This window comes from Citrobacter sp. LUTT5 (assembly GCF_009905315.1).
Lineage (GTDB): Bacteria > Pseudomonadota > Gammaproteobacteria > Enterobacterales > Enterobacteriaceae > Citrobacter > Citrobacter freundii.
The window spans coordinates 4,876,393-4,893,528 of sequence record NZ_CP047606.1; the positions used below are offsets into that span (position 1 = coordinate 4,876,393).

The 17,136-nt window shown below is 50.5% G+C and carries 11 protein-coding genes, 2 tRNA genes, 3 rRNA genes and 1 pseudogene; 4 read left to right on the top strand and 13 right to left on the bottom strand.

Annotated features, from left to right (window positions below):
• Positions 1-151: 151 nt before the first annotated feature.
• Positions 152-661 carry a Der GTPase-activating protein YihI gene (yihI, locus tag GUC46_RS23175; RefSeq protein ID WP_003028627.1) on the bottom strand — a complete coding sequence of 170 codons (510 nt, stop codon included), beginning with the start codon at positions 659-661 and terminating at the stop codon, positions 152-154.
• A gap of 168 nt (positions 662-829) precedes the next feature.
• Positions 830-1,015, bottom strand: a pseudogene (locus tag GUC46_RS24170) (hypothetical protein).
• Between the two features lie 209 nt (positions 1,016-1,224).
• Between GUC46_RS24170 and yihA the strand changes: the two are divergent.
• Positions 1,225-1,857 (top strand): ribosome biogenesis GTP-binding protein YihA/YsxC, encoded by a 633-nt coding sequence (yihA, locus tag GUC46_RS23180; protein WP_003847926.1) that lies wholly within the window; start codon positions 1,225-1,227, stop codon positions 1,855-1,857.
• 333 nt (positions 1,858-2,190) lie between these two features.
• Here yihA and polA read toward each other — a convergent pair whose 3' ends face one another.
• The gene (gene polA / locus GUC46_RS23185) at positions 2,191-4,977 is read right to left on the bottom strand and encodes a DNA polymerase I (protein WP_003028623.1); all 2,787 of its coding nucleotides are present in this window, start codon (positions 4,975-4,977) and stop codon (positions 2,191-2,193) included.
• A gap of 363 nt (positions 4,978-5,340) precedes the next feature.
• Here polA and GUC46_RS23190 point away from each other — a divergent pair, with 363 nt between their 5' ends.
• On the top strand, positions 5,341-6,276 hold the full coding sequence (locus GUC46_RS23190; protein WP_003028622.1) for an acyltransferase: 936 nt from the start codon (positions 5,341-5,343) through the stop codon (positions 6,274-6,276).
• A gap of 13 nt (positions 6,277-6,289) precedes the next feature.
• Here the strand turns inward: GUC46_RS23190 and dsbA are convergent, their stop codons facing one another.
• The 3 genes from dsbA to GUC46_RS23205 all read right to left on the bottom strand — a co-directional run bounded on the left by dsbA (position 6,290) and on the right by GUC46_RS23205 (position 8,262).
• On the bottom strand, positions 6,290-6,913 hold the full coding sequence (dsbA, locus tag GUC46_RS23195; protein ID WP_003028621.1) for a thiol:disulfide interchange protein DsbA: 624 nt from the start codon (positions 6,911-6,913) through the stop codon (positions 6,290-6,292).
• Between the two features lie 16 nt (positions 6,914-6,929).
• Positions 6,930-7,916 (bottom strand): serine/threonine protein kinase, encoded by a 987-nt coding sequence (locus GUC46_RS23200; protein WP_134216438.1) that lies wholly within the window; start codon positions 7,914-7,916, stop codon positions 6,930-6,932.
• A 76-nt stretch (positions 7,917-7,992) separates the two neighbouring features.
• The gene (locus tag GUC46_RS23205) at positions 7,993-8,262 is read right to left on the bottom strand and encodes a YihD family protein (protein WP_003028616.1); all 270 of its coding nucleotides are present in this window, start codon (positions 8,260-8,262) and stop codon (positions 7,993-7,995) included.
• 126 nt (positions 8,263-8,388) lie between these two features.
• On the opposite strand from GUC46_RS23205, the gene mobA reads away from it, so the two are divergent.
• Together mobA and mobB are read left to right on the top strand one after the other, a co-directional pair.
• Positions 8,389-8,916: a molybdenum cofactor guanylyltransferase MobA gene (mobA, locus tag GUC46_RS23210; RefSeq protein WP_233591931.1), complete on the top strand. Its 528-nt coding sequence runs from the start codon at positions 8,389-8,391 to the stop codon at positions 8,914-8,916.
• Complete coding sequence (gene mobB, locus GUC46_RS23215; protein WP_003028613.1) at positions 8,913-9,416, top strand: molybdopterin-guanine dinucleotide biosynthesis protein MobB; 504 nt, start codon at positions 8,913-8,915, stop codon at positions 9,414-9,416. Before mobA ends, mobB begins: the two co-directional genes overlap by 4 nt.
• Before the next feature lie 130 nt (positions 9,417-9,546).
• On the opposite strand, the gene rrf is transcribed toward mobB, so the two are convergent.
• The 7 genes from rrf to trkH all read right to left on the bottom strand — a co-directional run bounded on the left by rrf (position 9,547) and on the right by trkH (position 17,122).
• Positions 9,547-9,662: ribosomal RNA gene (rrf, locus tag GUC46_RS23220) — 5S ribosomal RNA — on the bottom strand.
• A gap of 90 nt (positions 9,663-9,752) precedes the next feature.
• Positions 9,753-12,659: ribosomal RNA gene (locus GUC46_RS23225) — 23S ribosomal RNA — on the bottom strand.
• Between the two features lie 208 nt (positions 12,660-12,867).
• Positions 12,868-12,943 (bottom strand) — tRNA-Ala (locus tag GUC46_RS23230).
• A 105-nt stretch (positions 12,944-13,048) separates the two neighbouring features.
• Positions 13,049-13,125, bottom strand: a tRNA-Ile gene (locus GUC46_RS23235).
• Between the two features lie 71 nt (positions 13,126-13,196).
• A 16S ribosomal RNA gene (locus GUC46_RS23240) occupies positions 13,197-14,738 on the bottom strand.
• The 16S, 23S and 5S rRNA genes sit together here with 2 tRNA genes alongside, the layout of an rRNA operon.
• A 375-nt stretch (positions 14,739-15,113) precedes the next feature.
• Positions 15,114-15,659 (bottom strand): menaquinone-dependent protoporphyrinogen IX dehydrogenase, encoded by a 546-nt coding sequence (gene hemG / locus GUC46_RS23245; RefSeq protein WP_003017846.1) that lies wholly within the window; start codon positions 15,657-15,659, stop codon positions 15,114-15,116.
• Between the two features lie 11 nt (positions 15,660-15,670).
• On the bottom strand, positions 15,671-17,122 hold the full coding sequence (gene trkH / locus GUC46_RS23250; RefSeq protein WP_003017848.1) for a Trk system potassium transporter TrkH: 1,452 nt from the start codon (positions 17,120-17,122) through the stop codon (positions 15,671-15,673).
• Positions 17,123-17,136 lie beyond the last annotated feature (14 nt).

The following is a 17,136-nucleotide window of genomic DNA, read 5'->3' on the forward strand; positions in this document are numbered from 1 at the left end:
GTACCGACTTAACCCCAGTACGGGTGATAAGTCGGTTGCGCAGCCACTTCTGTCGCCGCGACAACCGCTGTAGTTTAACGAATAACCACACCAGATAACATATAACCGGAAGGGTTATAAGCAGGACGGGAAGACCCACGGTGTAAAACCGTTAGTTGCCGCCTTTCAGCAGGCGCATCATGTCTTCCTGCTTTTCTTCTTCTTCCTCTTCTTCCTCGTCATCGTAAGAAAGACCCAGCTTTTGCATCAGCTCATCAATGCGGTCCAGCTTAGCATCAACCCAGGACTGATCTTCCGCGCTCAGGGTCTCTCCTGCTTCAAGACGCTCCAGCAGCGCATCCAGGCGCTCATCCGTTTCCAGTAAATCCAACTCAGCCTGTGGTGAAAGCATAGGTTTCTCACTCTTCGGTTTGTGCTGTTTGGTGACTTTTTCGGTCACGCCCAATGGAATGGGGGTTTTGCTGCCAATACGAGGATCTTTTTGCTTATTTTGGTTTCCGCCACCAGATGCGCCTTCGCTACCGGACGCACGGCTACCTGCCGCATGACCACGGTGTTTTTTCTGGCGCTTACGGTCGCGAGCTTCCTGGTTAATTTCTTCGCGTGTTTTACGACGCGCTTTTGCAGGACCTTTACCGCGTGGTGTAGAAGTTGGTTTCATCATGATTCGTCTTTGGCTGTTTTATTCAGTATATAATTGCGCCGGAATCTAGCAGAAATAAAGAAAAAAGGCGACAGAGTAATCTGTCGCCTTTTTTCCTGACTCTCAACCCTTACGGGCTCTACAATCCCTGTTGGCTATCAACACACCCTGTTTTTCCCTTAGCCTCTAACATTCCGTGTTGTTTCCATTTCCTTTTACTAACGTCTCCGGACGTTTGTCTTCCTGACAATCCTGTGTCTTCGCCTCCTGGCGCTCCTGACCCTCATCCTGAGTCGTCTATCCTGTCAGCTTCCTCGCTATGGATGCTACTTTACCGTTTTGGTTTAAACGTACAAGTAACCTGGGTAACAATTTCTGATTTTAAGAATAGCGCCCAAATGTAACTCCATGATTTATTTTAGTTCTGTCATTTTTTACTCTGTCATCTCGTATAGAAACTGTCGGCAATGTCTCACAAAGCGCGTGGTTTTTACTCACACTGCCCACTCGTCGAAAAACCAGCCTTTTGCTGGGGTTCAGGTATAATCGCTGCAAAGCCCTGATTGATGGAGAGGACTGCTTTGACTAATTTGAATTATCAACAGACGCACTTTGTGATGAGTGCGCCTGATATTCGCCACTTACCTTCCGACACGGGTATAGAAGTGGCTTTTGCTGGCCGTTCCAACGCAGGCAAATCCAGTGCGCTAAATACCCTGACGAATCAAAAGGGTCTGGCGCGTACATCTAAAACGCCAGGTCGTACTCAGCTCATCAACCTGTTTGAAGTCGTTGACGGCAAACGCCTGGTCGATTTGCCAGGATACGGTTATGCCGAAGTTCCAGAAGAGATGAAGCGCAAATGGCAGCGCGCGCTGGCTGAATATCTGGAAAAACGTCAGAGCCTGCAAGGTCTGGTGGTACTGATGGATATTCGTCACCCGTTAAAAGATCTCGATCAACAGATGATCCTGTGGGCGGTTGAGAGCAACGTTCAGGTTCTGGTACTGCTGACTAAAGCAGATAAGCTGGCCAGCGGTGCACGCAAAGCGCAGTTGAATATGGTACGCGAAGCCGTACTGGCATTTAACGGTGATGTGCAGGTAGAAGCATTTTCATCGCTGAAAAAGCTGGGTGTGGACAAACTGCGGCAAAAACTGGATAGCTGGTTTAGTGAACTGGCACCGGTTGAAGAGATGCAGGACGGGGAATAACCCACCGTATTGCCGGATGGCGCCGCTGCGCGTCTTATCCGGCCTACAGCATGTACAAAACTTTTCTTTCGCACAATAAAAAACGCCCCAGTCATTACTGACTGGGGCGGCTAAAATATTCAGCCAAATCCGATTACGTGAAGTAAAAGGTCTGAAAGATAGAACATCTTACCTCTGTACCCTACGAGAATAACTTTACTCTTTTTTGAGCAGCTCAGAAAGCACTTTTTGTAATTTTTTTTCATTCCTTACATAGGGAATTCTAATGGACATCACAAAAAGCTCTCTCTTATGTTGCTTAGTTACGAAAAAGAGCCGTTATTCAGTAAACCCTTAGTGCGCCTGATCCCAGTTTTCGCCACTACCGACTTCCACCAGCAACGGCACGTCAATCTGGGTCTCGTTTTCCATCAGTTGGTGGATCTTTTTAGAGACGCTTTCGAGGTCATCTTTATGCACTTCAAACACCAGTTCATCGTGTACCTGCATGATCATACGCACACGCGGTTGCTCGGTTTGCAGCCATCTGTCCACCGCAATCATCGCTCGTTTGATAATGTCTGCGGCAGTACCCTGCATCGGGGCGTTAATTGCCGCGCGTTCTGCACCTGCACGACGAGCACCATTACTGGATTTAATATCCGGTAAATAGAGACGGCGACCTTCCAGCGTTTCTACATAACCCTGCTCTTTCGCCTGCGCGCGGGTGCGTTCCATATATTCCAACACGCCAGGGTAGCGTTCGAAGTAGAGATCCATGTACTTCTGTGCTTCTTTACGCGGAATATTCAACTGGCGCGCCAGACCAAAAGCGCTCATCCCGTAGATCAAACCGAAGTTGATGGCTTTCGCGCTGCGGCGCTGCTCGCTGGTCACAGAATCAAGCGGTAAACCAAAGACTTCTGCCGCCGTTGCGCGGTGGATATCTTTCCCTTCGGCAAACGCGGTAAGCAGACCTTTATCACGTGAAAGGTGCGCCATGATACGCAGTTCAATCTGTGAGTAGTCCGCAGAGACAATCACGTAGTCTTCTGGCGCAATGAACGCCTGACGAATACGACGACCTTCGTCATTACGTACCGGGATGTTTTGCAGGTTCGGATCCGTTGAAGACAAGCGACCCGTTGCGGTAACTGCCTGATGATAGGAAGTGTGCACGCGCCCGGTCTTCTTGTTAATCATCAACGGAAGCTTATCCGTATAGGTCGACTTCAGTTTTGCTAAACCACGATATTCCAGGATAACTTTCGGCAACGGATAATCCAGCGCGAGCTCTTCCAGCACTTCTTCTGACGTTGATGGTGCGCCGCCAGGGGTTTTCTTCAGCGGCTTAATACCCTGCTTTTCAAACAGGATGGTTTGCAGTTGCTTGGTGGAAGAGAGGTTAAACGCTTCTCCGGCGATCTCGTGCGCTTTTTGCTCCAGCTCGTTCAAACGCAGCGTCAGTTCTTCTGAATGCTTGTGCAGAACAGCCGGATCGATTTTCACACCGTTGCGCTCAACACGAGACAAAACTGGCACCAGCGGCATATCGATATTTTCAAAGACGTTCAGTGGCCCTTTATGTTGCTGTAATTCTGGCCACATTTTCAGATGCAGCTGTAGCGTAACGTCGGCGTCTTCCGCAGCGTAACGCCCGGCTTCTTCCAATGCTATCTGGTTAAAGGTCAGCTGGTTTTTGCCTTTTCCAGCGATCTCTTCAAAGGTGATAGTTTTATGTTTAAGCCAGCGGTCCGACAGGCTGTCCATATCGTGTCGGCCAGCGACGCTGTTAAGAATGTAGGATTCAAGCATGGTGTCAAAGGTGATGCCGCGCAGCTCGATGCCATAGTTCGCCAGGATACCACGATCGTACTTCAGGTTCTGCCCGACTTTGTGCGCGTTCTCATCTTCCAGCAGCGGCTTCAGCAGCTCCAGCGCGCGATCGCGAGCTATTTGATCGGGGGCATCCAGGTAATCGTGGGCAACAGGAACATATGCCGCCACACCCGGTTCAATGGCAAAAGACAGGCCAACCAGATTCGCGGAAATATTGTCCAGGCTGTCAGTTTCAGTATCGAAGGCAAAGACAGGTGCTTTTTTCAGCTTCGCGATCCACTCTTCCAGCGTCGCTTCGTCCAGAATCGTCACATAGTTATCATACGAAAGAACCGTAGCCGGCTCCTCAGGCGTTTCATCGACGACAATAGTTTCTTGCGGTTTTGCCGCCGGCTTCGTCCCTTTCGCCTGTAGCCATTTACCCGCTTCAACGTCAGTAACCCAACGTTTGAATTCATACTGTTTAAACAGGCCAAGCAGTTCTTCCGCTGCCGGTTGACGGACTTCCAGCTGCTCGCAGGTCAACTCCAGCTCAACATCCGTTTTGATAGTAGCCAATTGATAAGAGAGGTACGCCACCTCTTTATTCTGCTCAAGTTTGCCCGCCATGGTTTTCGCACCACGGAATGTCAGCCCTGCAATTTTGTCTGATTCAGCATAGAGAGTATCCAGCCCACCCAGCCCCTGCAGCAGAGCCTGCGCAGTTTTTTCACCTACGCCTGGAACGCCAGGGATGTTATCTGAGGAATCCCCCATCAGCGCCAGGAAATCGATGATCAGTTCCGGCGGGACACCGTATTTATTTACCACCTCATCCGGGCCGAGGATCGTATTGGTCATGGTGTTGATAAGGGTGATATTCGGCGTCACCAACTGAGCCATATCTTTATCACCAGTGCTAATCAGCACCGGACGACCCACCTTCTCTGCTTCCCGCGCCAGCGTACCGATGACATCATCCGCCTCCACGCCAGAAACCGCCAACAGTGGCAGCCCCATCGCTTTTACCATCGCATGCAGAGGTTCAATCTGCGCACGCAGATCGTCCGGCATGGGTGGGCGGTGCGACTTATAGTGTTCGAATAACTCATCACGGAAGGTTTTACCCTTGGCGTCGAATACCACCGCCGCGTGGGTCGGCTGATATTGCAAAATCAAGCTACGCAGCATGTTGAGGACACCGTACATCGCACCCGTAGGTTCTCCTGCACTGTTAGTCAGCGGTGGGAACGCGTGGTATGCGCGATACAGGTAAGATGAGCCATCTACAAGGATAAGTGGGTTTTCTGGGATCTGAACCATAATGTCCGTGCCTGTTTATCAGATTATGGGTAAAGGATGCCACAGACAGGATGAAAACATGAGTTTTTCGCCGCATTTGTCGAAAAACTTTTGTAGATCTTCTGCTTTGCTCGCAAAGACAGCTGTGGATAACTTTGTGAATAAATAATTTACAGCTCTTTAAATATAACAAGGCAATTATTGCCTCATAATATTTTTATATGTATTTCAATGAATTAAATAAATACACAGCATTTTATTCCATTTTTACAGCTTATATCCTGATGTGGATAGATATTCCTCTTTTTTCTATTGAGGGAAGATCCATCATTTGGTTCGTTTTCTGATAAAATCAGCCCCTTGCGCCTCTTTCGCGCACTGTCTATGGCTAACCTTTTGAATAATTTAATTATGACGAGAATACTCGCTGCGATAACGCTGTTGCTGAGTATCGTATTGACCATATTGGTCACGATTTTTTGTTCTGTGCCGATCATCCTTGCGGGAGTTGTGAAACTCCTTTTGCCTATTCCTGTCGTCTGGCGCAAGGTTTCTGTCTTCTGTAATTTCATGATGTACTGCTGGTGTGAAGGTCTGGCGCTACTGCTGCACCTTAATCCACGGCTAAAGTGGGATGTTGAAGGACTGGAAGGTCTTAGCAAGAAAAACTGGTATCTGCTCATTTGTAATCATTACAGCTGGGCCGATATCGTTGTGCTTTGCGTTCTGTTCCGTAAGCACATCCCGATGAATAAATATTTCCTCAAGCAGCAGTTGGCCTGGGTACCCTTTATTGGCCTGGCCTGCTGGGCGCTGGATATGCCGTTTATGAAACGCTATTCACGTGGCTATCTGCTTCGCCATCCGGAACGCCGTGGTAAAGATGTCGAAACAACGCGTCGTTCCTGCGAGAAATTTCGCGTACACCCGACAACCATTGTGAATTTTGTCGAAGGTTCGCGCTTTACCAAAGATAAACGTGAGCAAACCCGCTCGCCCTATCAAAACCTGCTCCCTCCTAAGGCGGCCGGTATTGCAATGGCATTGAATGTACTGGGTTCACAGTTCGATAAAATGTTGAACGTCACGTTGTGCTATCCGGAAAACAGCAGTCGACCGTTCTACGACATGCTGAGCGGTAAGTTAACGCGGATTGTCGTGCGGGTGAATCTGGAGCCAATTCATGAAGAGTTGCACGGTGACTACGTGAACGATAAGGGATTCAAGCGTCGGTTTCAGCTCTGGCTAAATACGCTATGGAGTGAGAAAGACGCGCAGCTCGACGCGATTAAAGCCTCAAATAAAAAAGCCGGTCAGTGACCGGCTTTTGCTTTTATTTCTGACCAACCAGGTACTTCACGGTATCCGCATACTGTTGCACGAAGATATCCATGCTGCTGGTATCCATGCCCTGCGGGTTGACCTGATATTTGCCATTCACGAACATCGCCGGAACGCCCTGCAGCTGTAAATCAGCCGCCGCTTTTTCCTGCTGTGCCACAAGTGATTTCACCACGAAGCTGTTCCATGCCGCATCATAATCTTCGCCTTTAATACCTGCGTCGACAAACACTTTACGGATATCAGCAACAGACTGAACGGTCTGGGTTTTCTGAACGCCTTCAAACAGCGGAACGGTGACCTGATCTTCAACACCCAGCGCCATTGCAACCGCCCATGCCTGCGTCAGATCTTTACCCAAAGGCCCGAGAAACTCGACGTGGTATTTGGTCATCTTGGTGCCTTCCGGCAGCTTTTTCTTCACATTATCAGATACGTGAAGCACTTCTTCAAACTGGTAGCAGTGCGGGCAGTAGAAGGAGAAGAACTCCAACACTTGCGGTTCACCCGCAACTGGCTTTTCCAGAGTGATGTATTGTTTGCCATCCTGGAACTGCGCTGCAGATGCGCTAAAAGCTAAGACCATACCAGCCAGCGCCAGCCATATTTTTTTCATGTTCAAGTTTCTCCGATTAATACATTGGCGTTAATTGTAAGGGGGGCTCTTGCAGAATTTTTGCCTGCTCAATAAAGGTCGCGGTCTGACGATGCCAGTAATCTTCCCCGGTTAACCACGGGAAGTTTTTTGGAAATGCAGGGTCAGCCCAACGTCGAATTAGCCAGGCAAGATAATAAACTAAACGCATAGCGCGTAAAGGTTCTATCAGTCCGATTTCAGAGATGTCGAACTCACTAAACTCTTCATAAGCCTCGATAATGGTTTCAAGCTGCATACGTTGTTCAGCTTTATCGCCATTGAGGAGCATCCATAAATCCTGAATAGCCGGACCGTTGCGGGCATCATCTAAATCGACAAACATCGGGCCATCGCGCCACAGAATATTACCGGCATGACAATCACCGTGCAGGCGTAACGTGGTTAAACGCGTATGCCAGCGTTCAGTAACGATCGCGATAAGCGCATCCGTTGCCTTCAGGAAGGCCGCTTTTTGCCCTGATGGGATTAGCTGTGCGTGTTCAAAAACTTTACGCGGCTCAGTCAGGTATTCTTCAAGGCCGATCGTTGGGCGGAAGGCAAAAGTACGCTTGCATCCGGTCTGGTGCATACGCCCGAGATAGCGCCCCACCGCCTCCATCTGATCGATGTTGTCGGCTTCAAACTGACGTCCACCGACGCTGGGAAAGATCGCATAATGGAAACCCTGATGGCTTAATAGCGTTTGACCGCTGAATACCAGCGGAGCAGCTACCGGGACTTCATCGTTTACCAGTTCCAGAGCAAACTGGTGCTCTTCCTGGATCTGATCGACAGACCAACGTTCAGGGCGATAAAACTTAACGACAAAGCGTCGACGGTCTTCGTCCTGGAATTGATAGACACGGTTTTCATAGCTGTTAAGCGGGGTAAGCCCGGAGTCCACCCGGATCCCCTGCTCAAACAGTGCATCCATGATGGTATCCGGGTGTAGCGTCTGGAAATTAAAAGCGTTGTCGTTCATCCCATCATCCGGAAAATACTACGAATGATTCAGGATATCATTTCGCAGCGCTTTCGGTGGCGGCGATTACAAGCTTTTACTCTTTAATTACGCCACGTGCGCGGAGTAGTGCAGTTTTAAAATCTTCTTCATAATCTTTCTGAATACCTGGAATGACCGCATCTTTCGCCGAGTCACGCATTTTCAGGTGATAGATCAGAATGTCATCAGTTAAATCCGCCAGTTCGCCGTCAAAACCTGACTCTTGCGCCAGTTTCTGTAAAAATTGCATCAGGTTAAGATCGGGTTCCTTCTGCCAGGCAGGCTGGAGGAGTTCAATAACTTCATTCAGACGTTTACATTTCATGGTTGTGCTCCTTAGGCTCAATACAGATACGTTAGCAGGGTCAATCCCACATTAAAAGAGGCGATATCAGTGATTCTGGATAGTGCAATAACAGGGGTTGTGCTGGCTGGCGGTAAGGCCAGACGGATGGGCGGAACCGATAAAGGTCTGCTTGAGCTGGACGGTAAACCTCTTTGGCGACATGTGGCCGACATTCTCGCTTTGCAGGTCGAAACCGTGGTGGTTAATGCCAATCGCCACAGGGATATATACCAGCAAAGCGGCCTGAAAGTTATTCCCGATTCATTGGCCGATTTCCCTGGCCCACTGGCCGGGATGCTATCGGTATTCCTGCAGCAAACGGGGGAATGGTTTTTGTTCTGCCCGTGCGATATGCCCTATATTCCTCACGATCTGGTCGCTCGTTTAAAAGAGCAGCGCAAAGCAGCACCGGTTGTCTGGGTGCATGATGGTGAAAGAGATCACCCAACCATTGCGCTGATGCACCGCTCTATACAGCCTTTACTGCAGGATTATCTTCAGTCCGGTGAACGACGCGTTATGGTCTTTATGCGTCTGGCTGGCGGTCATGCTGTCGATTTCAGCGATCATAAAGATGCGTTCGTAAACGTGAACACCCCCGAAGAGCTCGCAAAATGGCAGGAAAAATCATGATCCCATTACTCGCCATTGCGGCATGGAGCGGCACGGGAAAAACCACGCTGCTCAAAAAGTTGATCCCGGAACTACGTGCCAGAGGTATACGTCCCGGATTGATTAAGCATACTCATCACAAGATGGATGTCGACAAGCCCGGTAAAGATAGCTATGAGTTACGCAAAGCCGGTGCAGCACAAACGCTGGTCGCCAGCCAGCAACGTTGGGCATTAATGGTAGAAACACCGGAAGAGCCCGAACTGGATTTAGCGTATCTGGTAAGCCGGATGGACGCTTCAACGTTGGATATGGTGTTGGTCGAGGGATTTAAGCATGAACCTGTCGCTAAGATCCTACTTTTCCGCGAAGGCTGCGGGCATAGTCCTGAGGAATTGGTGATGGACGACTATGTTATAGCGGTTGCCAGTGACGTTCCGCTGGCGGTGGATGTTCCATTGTTAGATATCAACAACATACAGCAAGTAGCTGATTTTGTTACGCAATGGGCCAGAAGATAACTGCGGTGTCGTGATCTGCCTGATGCGCTGCGCTTATCAGGCCTGCACAATACGTCCAGCCCGGCGGTTTTACCCCGCACATACGCAAAAAAGCCCATCCGTCAGGATGGGCTTCTTCACTTTATTTGATGCCTGGCAGTTCCCTACTCTCGCATGGGGAGACCCCACACTACCATCGGCGCTACGGCGTTTCACTTCTGAGTTCGGCATGGGGTCAGGTGGGACCACCGCGCTACAGCCGCCAGGCAAATTCTGTTATTAACCCGCTTTTCGCCGGTTAATGTTATCTGTATCAAGCTGAATGTCGTCTCTTCGCCAAAACATCTTCGGCGTTGTAAGGTTAAGCCTCACGGTTCATTAGTATCGGTTAGCTCAATGTATCGCTACACTTACACACCCGACCTATCAACGTCATCGTCTTTAACGTTCCTTCAGGAGACTTATAGTCTCAGGGAGAACTCATCTCGGGGCAAGTTTCGTGCTTAGATGCTTTCAGCACTTATCTCTTCCGCATTTAGCTACCGGGCAATGCCATTGGCATGACAACCCGAACACCAGTGATGCGTCCACTCCGGTCCTCTCGTACTAGGAGCAGCCCCCCTCAATTCTCCAGCGCCCACGGCAGATAGGGACCGAACTGTCTCACGACGTTCTAAACCCAGCTCGCGTACCACTTTAAATGGCGAACAGCCATACCCTTGGGACCTACTTCAGCCCCAGGATGTGATGAGCCGACATCGAGGTGCCAAACACCGCCGTCGATATGAACTCTTGGGCGGTATCAGCCTGTTATCCCCGGAGTACCTTTTATCCGTTGAGCGATGGCCCTTCCATTCAGAACCACCGGATCACTAAGACCTGCTTTCGCACCTGCTCGAGCCGTCACTCTCGCAGTCAAGCTAGCTTATGCCTTTGCACTAACCTCCTGATGTCCGACCAGGATTAGCTAACCTTCGTGCTCCTCCGTTACTCTTTAGGAGGAGACCGCCCCAGTCAAACTACCCACCAGACACTGTCCGCAACCCGGATCACGGGTCCACGTTAGAACACCAGCCATTAAAGGGTGGTATTTCAAGGATGGCTCCATGCAGACTGGCGTCCACACTTCAAAGCCTCCCACCTATCCTACACATCAAGGACCAGTGTTCAGTGTCAAGCTATAGTAAAGGTTCACGGGGTCTTTCCGTCTTGCCGCGGGTACACTGCATCTTCACAGCGAGTTCAATTTCACTGAGTCTCGGGTGGAGACAGCCTGGCCATCATTACGCCATTCGTGCAGGTCGGAACTTACCCGACAAGGAATTTCGCTACCTTAGGACCGTTATAGTTACGGCCGCCGTTTACCGGGGCTTCGATCAAGAGCTTCTCCTTACGGATAACCCCATCAATTAACCTTCCGGCACCGGGCAGGCGTCACACCGTATACGTCCACTTTCGTGTTTGCACAGTGCTGTGTTTTTAATAAACAGTTGCAGCCAGCTGGTATCTTCGACTGATTTCAGCTCCACGGGTAAACCGCTTCACCTACATATCAGCGTGCCTTCTCCCGAAGTTACGGCACCATTTTGCCTAGTTCCTTCACCCGAGTTCTCTCAAGCGCCTTGGTATTCTCTACCTGACCACCTGTGTCGGTTTGGGGTACGATTTCGTGTTACCTGATGCTTAGAGGCTTTTCCTGGAAGCAGGGCATTTGTTACTTCAGCACCGTAGTGCCTCGTCATCACACCTCAGCGTTAAAAAGGTACCGGATTTACCTGGAACCTCCGCCTACATGCTTAAACCGGGACAACCGTCGCCCGGCTAACATAGCCTTCTCCGTCCCCCCTTCGCAGTAACACCAAGTACAGGAATATTAACCTGTTTCCCATCGACTACGCCTTTCGGCCTCGCCTTAGGGGTCGACTCACCCTGCCCCGATTAACGTTGGACAGGAACCCTTGGTCTTCCGGCGTGCGGGTTTTTCACCCGCATTATCGTTACTTATGTCAGCATTCGCACTTCTGATACCTCCAGCATGCCTCACAGCACACCTTCAACGGCTTACAGAACGCTCCCCTACCCAACAACACATAGTGTCGCTGCCGCAGCTTCGGTGCATGGTTTAGCCCCGTTACATCTTCCGCGCAGGCCGACTCGACCAGTGAGCTATTACGCTTTCTTTAAATGATGGCTGCTTCTAAGCCAACATCCTGGCTGTCTGTGCCTTCCCACATCGTTTCCCACTTAACCATGACTTTGGGACCTTAGCTGGCGGTCTGGGTTGTTTCCCTCTTCACGACGGACGTTAGCACCCGCCGTGTGTCTCCCGTGATAACATTCTTCGGTATTCGCAGTTTGCATCGGGTTGGTAAGTCGGGATGACCCCCTAGCCGAAACAGTGCTCTACCCCCGAAGATGAATTCACGAGGCGCTACCTAAATAGCTTTCGGGGAGAACCAGCTATCTCCCGGTTTGATTGGCCTTTCACCCCCAGCCACAAGTCATCCGCTAATTTTTCAACATTAGTCGGTTCGGTCCTCCAGTTAGTGTTACCCAACCTTCAACCTGCCCATGGCTAGATCACCGGGTTTCGGGTCTATACCCTGCAACTTAACGCCCAGTTAAGACTCGGTTTCCCTTCGGCTCCCCTATACGGTTAACCTTGCTACAGAATATAAGTCGCTGACCCATTATACAAAAGGTACGCAGTCACCCCATAAAGAGGCTCCCACTGCTTGTACGTACACGGTTTCAGGTTCTTTTTCACTCCCCTCGCCGGGGTTCTTTTCGCCTTTCCCTCACGGTACTGGTTCACTATCGGTCAGTCAGGAGTATTTAGCCTTGGAGGATGGTCCCCCCATATTCAGACAGGATACCACGTGTCCCGCCCTACTCTTCGAGTTCACAACCTGTGCATTTTGGTGTACGGGACTATCACCCTGTACCGTCGGACTTTCCAGACCGTTCCACTAACACACAAGCTGATTCAGACTCTGGGCTGCTCCCCGTTCGCTCGCCGCTACTGGGGGAATCTCGGTTGATTTCTTTTCCTCGGGGTACTTAGATGTTTCAGTTCCCCCGGTTCGCTTCATTACGCTATGTATTCACGTAATGATAGTGTGTCGAAACACACTGGGTTTCCCCATTCGGAAATCGCCGGTTATAACGGTTCATATCACCTTACCGACGCTTATCGCAGATTAGCACGTCCTTCATCGCCTCTGACTGCCAGGGCATCCACCGTGTACGCTTAGTCGCTTAACCTCACAACCCGAAGATGTTTCTTTCGATTCATCATCGACTTGCAAAAATTTGAGAGACTCGAACACACCGCTTTTCATTTCTTATTACGGAGAAATGAAACAGTGTGTCGTTTCAATTTTCAGCTTGATCCAGATTTTTAAAGAGCAAAACTTCGCAGTGAACCTTTTCAGGTACACTCTGAAGTTTTCTTGTGTTTTTGCAGTAAAGATGGTGGAGCTATGCGGGATCGAACCGCAGACCTCCTGCGTGCAAGGCAGGCGCTCTCCCAGCTGAGCTATAGCCCCATCGTAGTTATCTCATTCACCTTAATTCCTGCTGAGACAAGGCGTGGAGCGGCGAAGCATACTGAAGTATGCGAGTCGTTTCACAACGCGGTATCAGAAAGAATTTGGTAGGCCTGAGTGGACTTGAACCACCGACCTCACCCTTATCAGGGGTGCGCTCTAACCACCTGAGCTACAAGCCTGCAGAGATTTTCTTACTGCTAATTTTCATCAGACAATCTGTGTGAGCACTACAAAGAACGTTTCTTTAAGGTAAGGAGGTGATCCAACCGCAGGTTCCCCTACGGTTACCTTGTTACGACTTCACCCCAGTCATGAATCACAAAGTGGTAAGCGCCCTCCCGAAGGTTAAGCTACCTACTTCTTTTGCAACCCACTCCCATGGTGTGACGGGCGGTGTGTACAAGGCCCGGGAACGTATTCACCGTGGCATTCTGATCCACGATTACTAGCGATTCCGACTTCATGGAGTCGAGTTGCAGACTCCAATCCGGACTACGACATACTTTATGAGGTCCGCTTGCTCTCGCGAGGTCGCTTCTCTTTGTATATGCCATTGTAGCACGTGTGTAGCCCTACTCGTAAGGGCCATGATGACTTGACGTCATCCCCACCTTCCTCCAGTTTATCACTGGCAGTCTCCTTTGAGTTCCCGACCGAATCGCTGGCAACAAAGGATAAGGGTTGCGCTCGTTGCGGGACTTAACCCAACATTTCACAACACGAGCTGACGACAGCCATGCAGCACCTGTCTCAGAGTTCCCGAAGGCACCAAAGCATCTCTGCTAAGTTCTCTGGATGTCAAGAGTAGGTAAGGTTCTTCGCGTTGCATCGAATTAAACCACATGCTCCACCGCTTGTGCGGGCCCCCGTCAATTCATTTGAGTTTTAACCTTGCGGCCGTACTCCCCAGGCGGTCGACTTAACGCGTTAGCTCCGGAAGCCACGCCTCAAGGGCACAACCTCCAAGTCGACATCGTTTACGGCGTGGACTACCAGGGTATCTAATCCTGTTTGCTCCCCACGCTTTCGCACCTGAGCGTCAGTCTTTGTCCAGGGGGCCGCCTTCGCCACCGGTATTCCTCCAGATCTCTACGCATTTCACCGCTACACCTGGAATTCTACCCCCCTCTACAAGACTCTAGCCTGCCAGTTTCGGATGCAGTTCCCAGGTTGAGCCCGGGGATTTCACATCCGACTTGACAGACCGCCTGCGTGCGCTTTACGCCCAGTAATTCCGATTAACGCTTGCACCCTCCGTATTACCGCGGCTGCTGGCACGGAGTTAGCCGGTGCTTCTTCTGCGAGTAACGTCAATCGTTGCGGTTATTAACCACAACGCCTTCCTCCTCGCTGAAAGTACTTTACAACCCGAAGGCCTTCTTCATACACGCGGCATGGCTGCATCAGGCTTGCGCCCATTGTGCAATATTCCCCACTGCTGCCTCCCGTAGGAGTCTGGACCGTGTCTCAGTTCCAGTGTGGCTGGTCATCCTCTCAGACCAGCTAGGGATCGTCGCCTAGGTGAGCCGTTACCCCACCTACTAGCTAATCCCATCTGGGCACATCCGATGGCAAGAGGCCCGAAGGTCCCCCTCTTTGGTCTTGCGACGTTATGCGGTATTAGCTACCGTTTCCAGTAGTTATCCCCCTCCATCGGGCAGTTTCCCAGACATTACTCACCCGTCCGCCACTCGTCACCCAAGGAGCAAGCTCCTCTGTGCTACCGTTCGACTTGCATGTGTTAGGCCTGCCGCCAGCGTTCAATCTGAGCCATGATCAAACTCTTCAATTTAAGTTTGATGCTCGTGAATTAAACTTCGTAATGAATTACGTATGTTCACTCAGAGACTTGGTATTCATTTTTCGTCTTGCGACGTTAAGAATCCGTATCTTCGAGTGCCCACACAGATTGTCTGATAAATTGTTAAAGAGCAGTGCCGCTTCGCTTTTTCTCAGCGGCGCGGGGTGTGCATATTACGCCATCCCGCTGCGAAGTCAAGCATTTAATTTCGCTTTCTTCGCCGGAGTTCTCAGTGGAACCCCGCTGACCCGGCGGCTTGTAATCCGTTGTTCCGTGTCAGTGGAGGCGCATTATAGGGAGTTATTTCAGGCTGACAAGGGGAAATTTAAAATAATCTTCCGAATGCGTATTTTTTATTCTTTACGTTTATTTTAACGACGTTTTGTTGGTTAATTGGGCTATTTCCCGCGCGAATCTCGCAACCTGTTCCCAATCGGTATACACCACTTCTTTATTCGTATCCGTTTCACCGCCTGACATCTTCATTATCAGTTGGATCATAACTCGGTCATACCAGCGATAGCGGGGATACAGCAAAGCACCCGCAATGACTGCACTGTGATCTGGTCGCCACGGCGAACTCATCAGGAACTTACGCGCATAGCTGTTGGTTTGCGGCGTACGTTTCTCCGGTTTACGGGCAACGAGGTTTACGGAGTAGAACGCACTCGGCATCGAATTCAGCCGTGTGGCATGCTTTTTCACAAACTCCTGAAAAGCAGCATGGTAATGACCATAGCGAATCGAGGCGCCAATCACCACGCTGTCATAATTTTGCCAGTCCGGCTCCGCGGTACGATGCAAATTAACAACATCTGCCCAAACGCCCAGCTCTTTGAGTTCAGAAGCCAGATATTCAGCGATTTCACGCGTTTGTCCGTCCCGGGAAGAAAAAAGAATCAGTGTTTTCACGTGTTACTCCATTATTCACGCCAGAAGGTAGGGGTAAAGAGCACCAGCAGAGTAAAGACCTCCAGACGACCAAACAGCATATTGGCAATCAGGATCCACTTCGCCACAGGGTTCATACTGGCAAAGTTGTCGGCAACAACCCCCAGTCCAGGCCCCAGGTTATTCAACGTTGCCACAACAGAGGCAAACGCGGAGAAGTCATCAACGCCGGTCGCAATAATCGCCAGCATACTGATAATAAAGACCAACGCATAGGCAGAGAAGAATCCCCATACGGCTTCAAGAATTCGCTCCGGCAACGCACGGTTACCCAGTTTGATACTGTAAACCGCATTCGGATGAACCAGTCGTTTCAATTCGCGGTTGCCTTGCTTAAACAGCAGCAGGATACGAATCACCTTCAAGCCCCCCCCCGTCGACCCGGCACAGCCGCCGATAAAAGCAGAACACAGCAGCAGCACCGGCAGGAACAGCGGCCAGCGGGCAATACTGTCCGTGGTAAATCCGGCAGTCGTCGCCATCGATACCACCTGGAAAAAGGCCTGGTTAATCGTCGTGAGCGCCGAGCCATAGGTATTGTGTATCCACAGCACCAACGTACAGACAGCCACCAGCGTCAACTGCACGCCGATGAACATGCGGAATTCCGGATCGCGCCAGTAAACCTTCAGACTACGCCCGCTTAATAAAGAGAAGTGCAGACCGTAGTTACAACCGGAGATCAGCAAGAAGATAGCAATAATCGTATTAATCGTGGGACTGTCGAAATACCCCACGCTGGCATCGTGTGTGGAAAAACCACCGATGGCAATCGTGGCAAAACTGTGCCCAATGGCGTCAAACGCGGGCATCCCGGCAAACCATAGCGCCAGCGCGCACGCCACCGTCAGTAATACATAGATAAGCCACAGCGTTTTCGCCGTTTCGGCAATACGCGGGCGCATCTTATTATCTTTCAGCGGCCCCGGCATTTCTGCCCGATAGAGCTGCATCCCACCCACGCCAAGAATAGGCAGAATAGCCACCGCCAGCACGATGATCCCCATCCCGCCGAACCATTGCAGCATCTGGCGATAAAAGAGAATCGCGTGTGGCAATGAATCCAGCCCCACCAGCGTCGTTGCACCGGTGGTGGTCAATCCGGAAAAGGATTCAAAAAAAGCGTCGGTTATCGTCAGGTTGGGGCTTTCCGCAAAGATGAACGGTAGCGCACCCACGCTGCCCAGAACGGTCCAGAACAAAACGACAATCAGAAATCCTTCGCGCGATTTCAGCTCGCCCTTCTCTTTACGGTTTGGCCACCACAGCATGGAGCCGATCGCCAAAGCAACGAAGAAAGTTTGGGTGAATGCACGCCCTGCCCCGTCACGGTATATGAGCGCTACCAGTCCAGGGATAATCATTGTCCCCGAGAATAAGATGACCAGTAGTCCAACGATTCGGGTGATGGCGCGAAAATGCATCTCTGCCGCTTCCT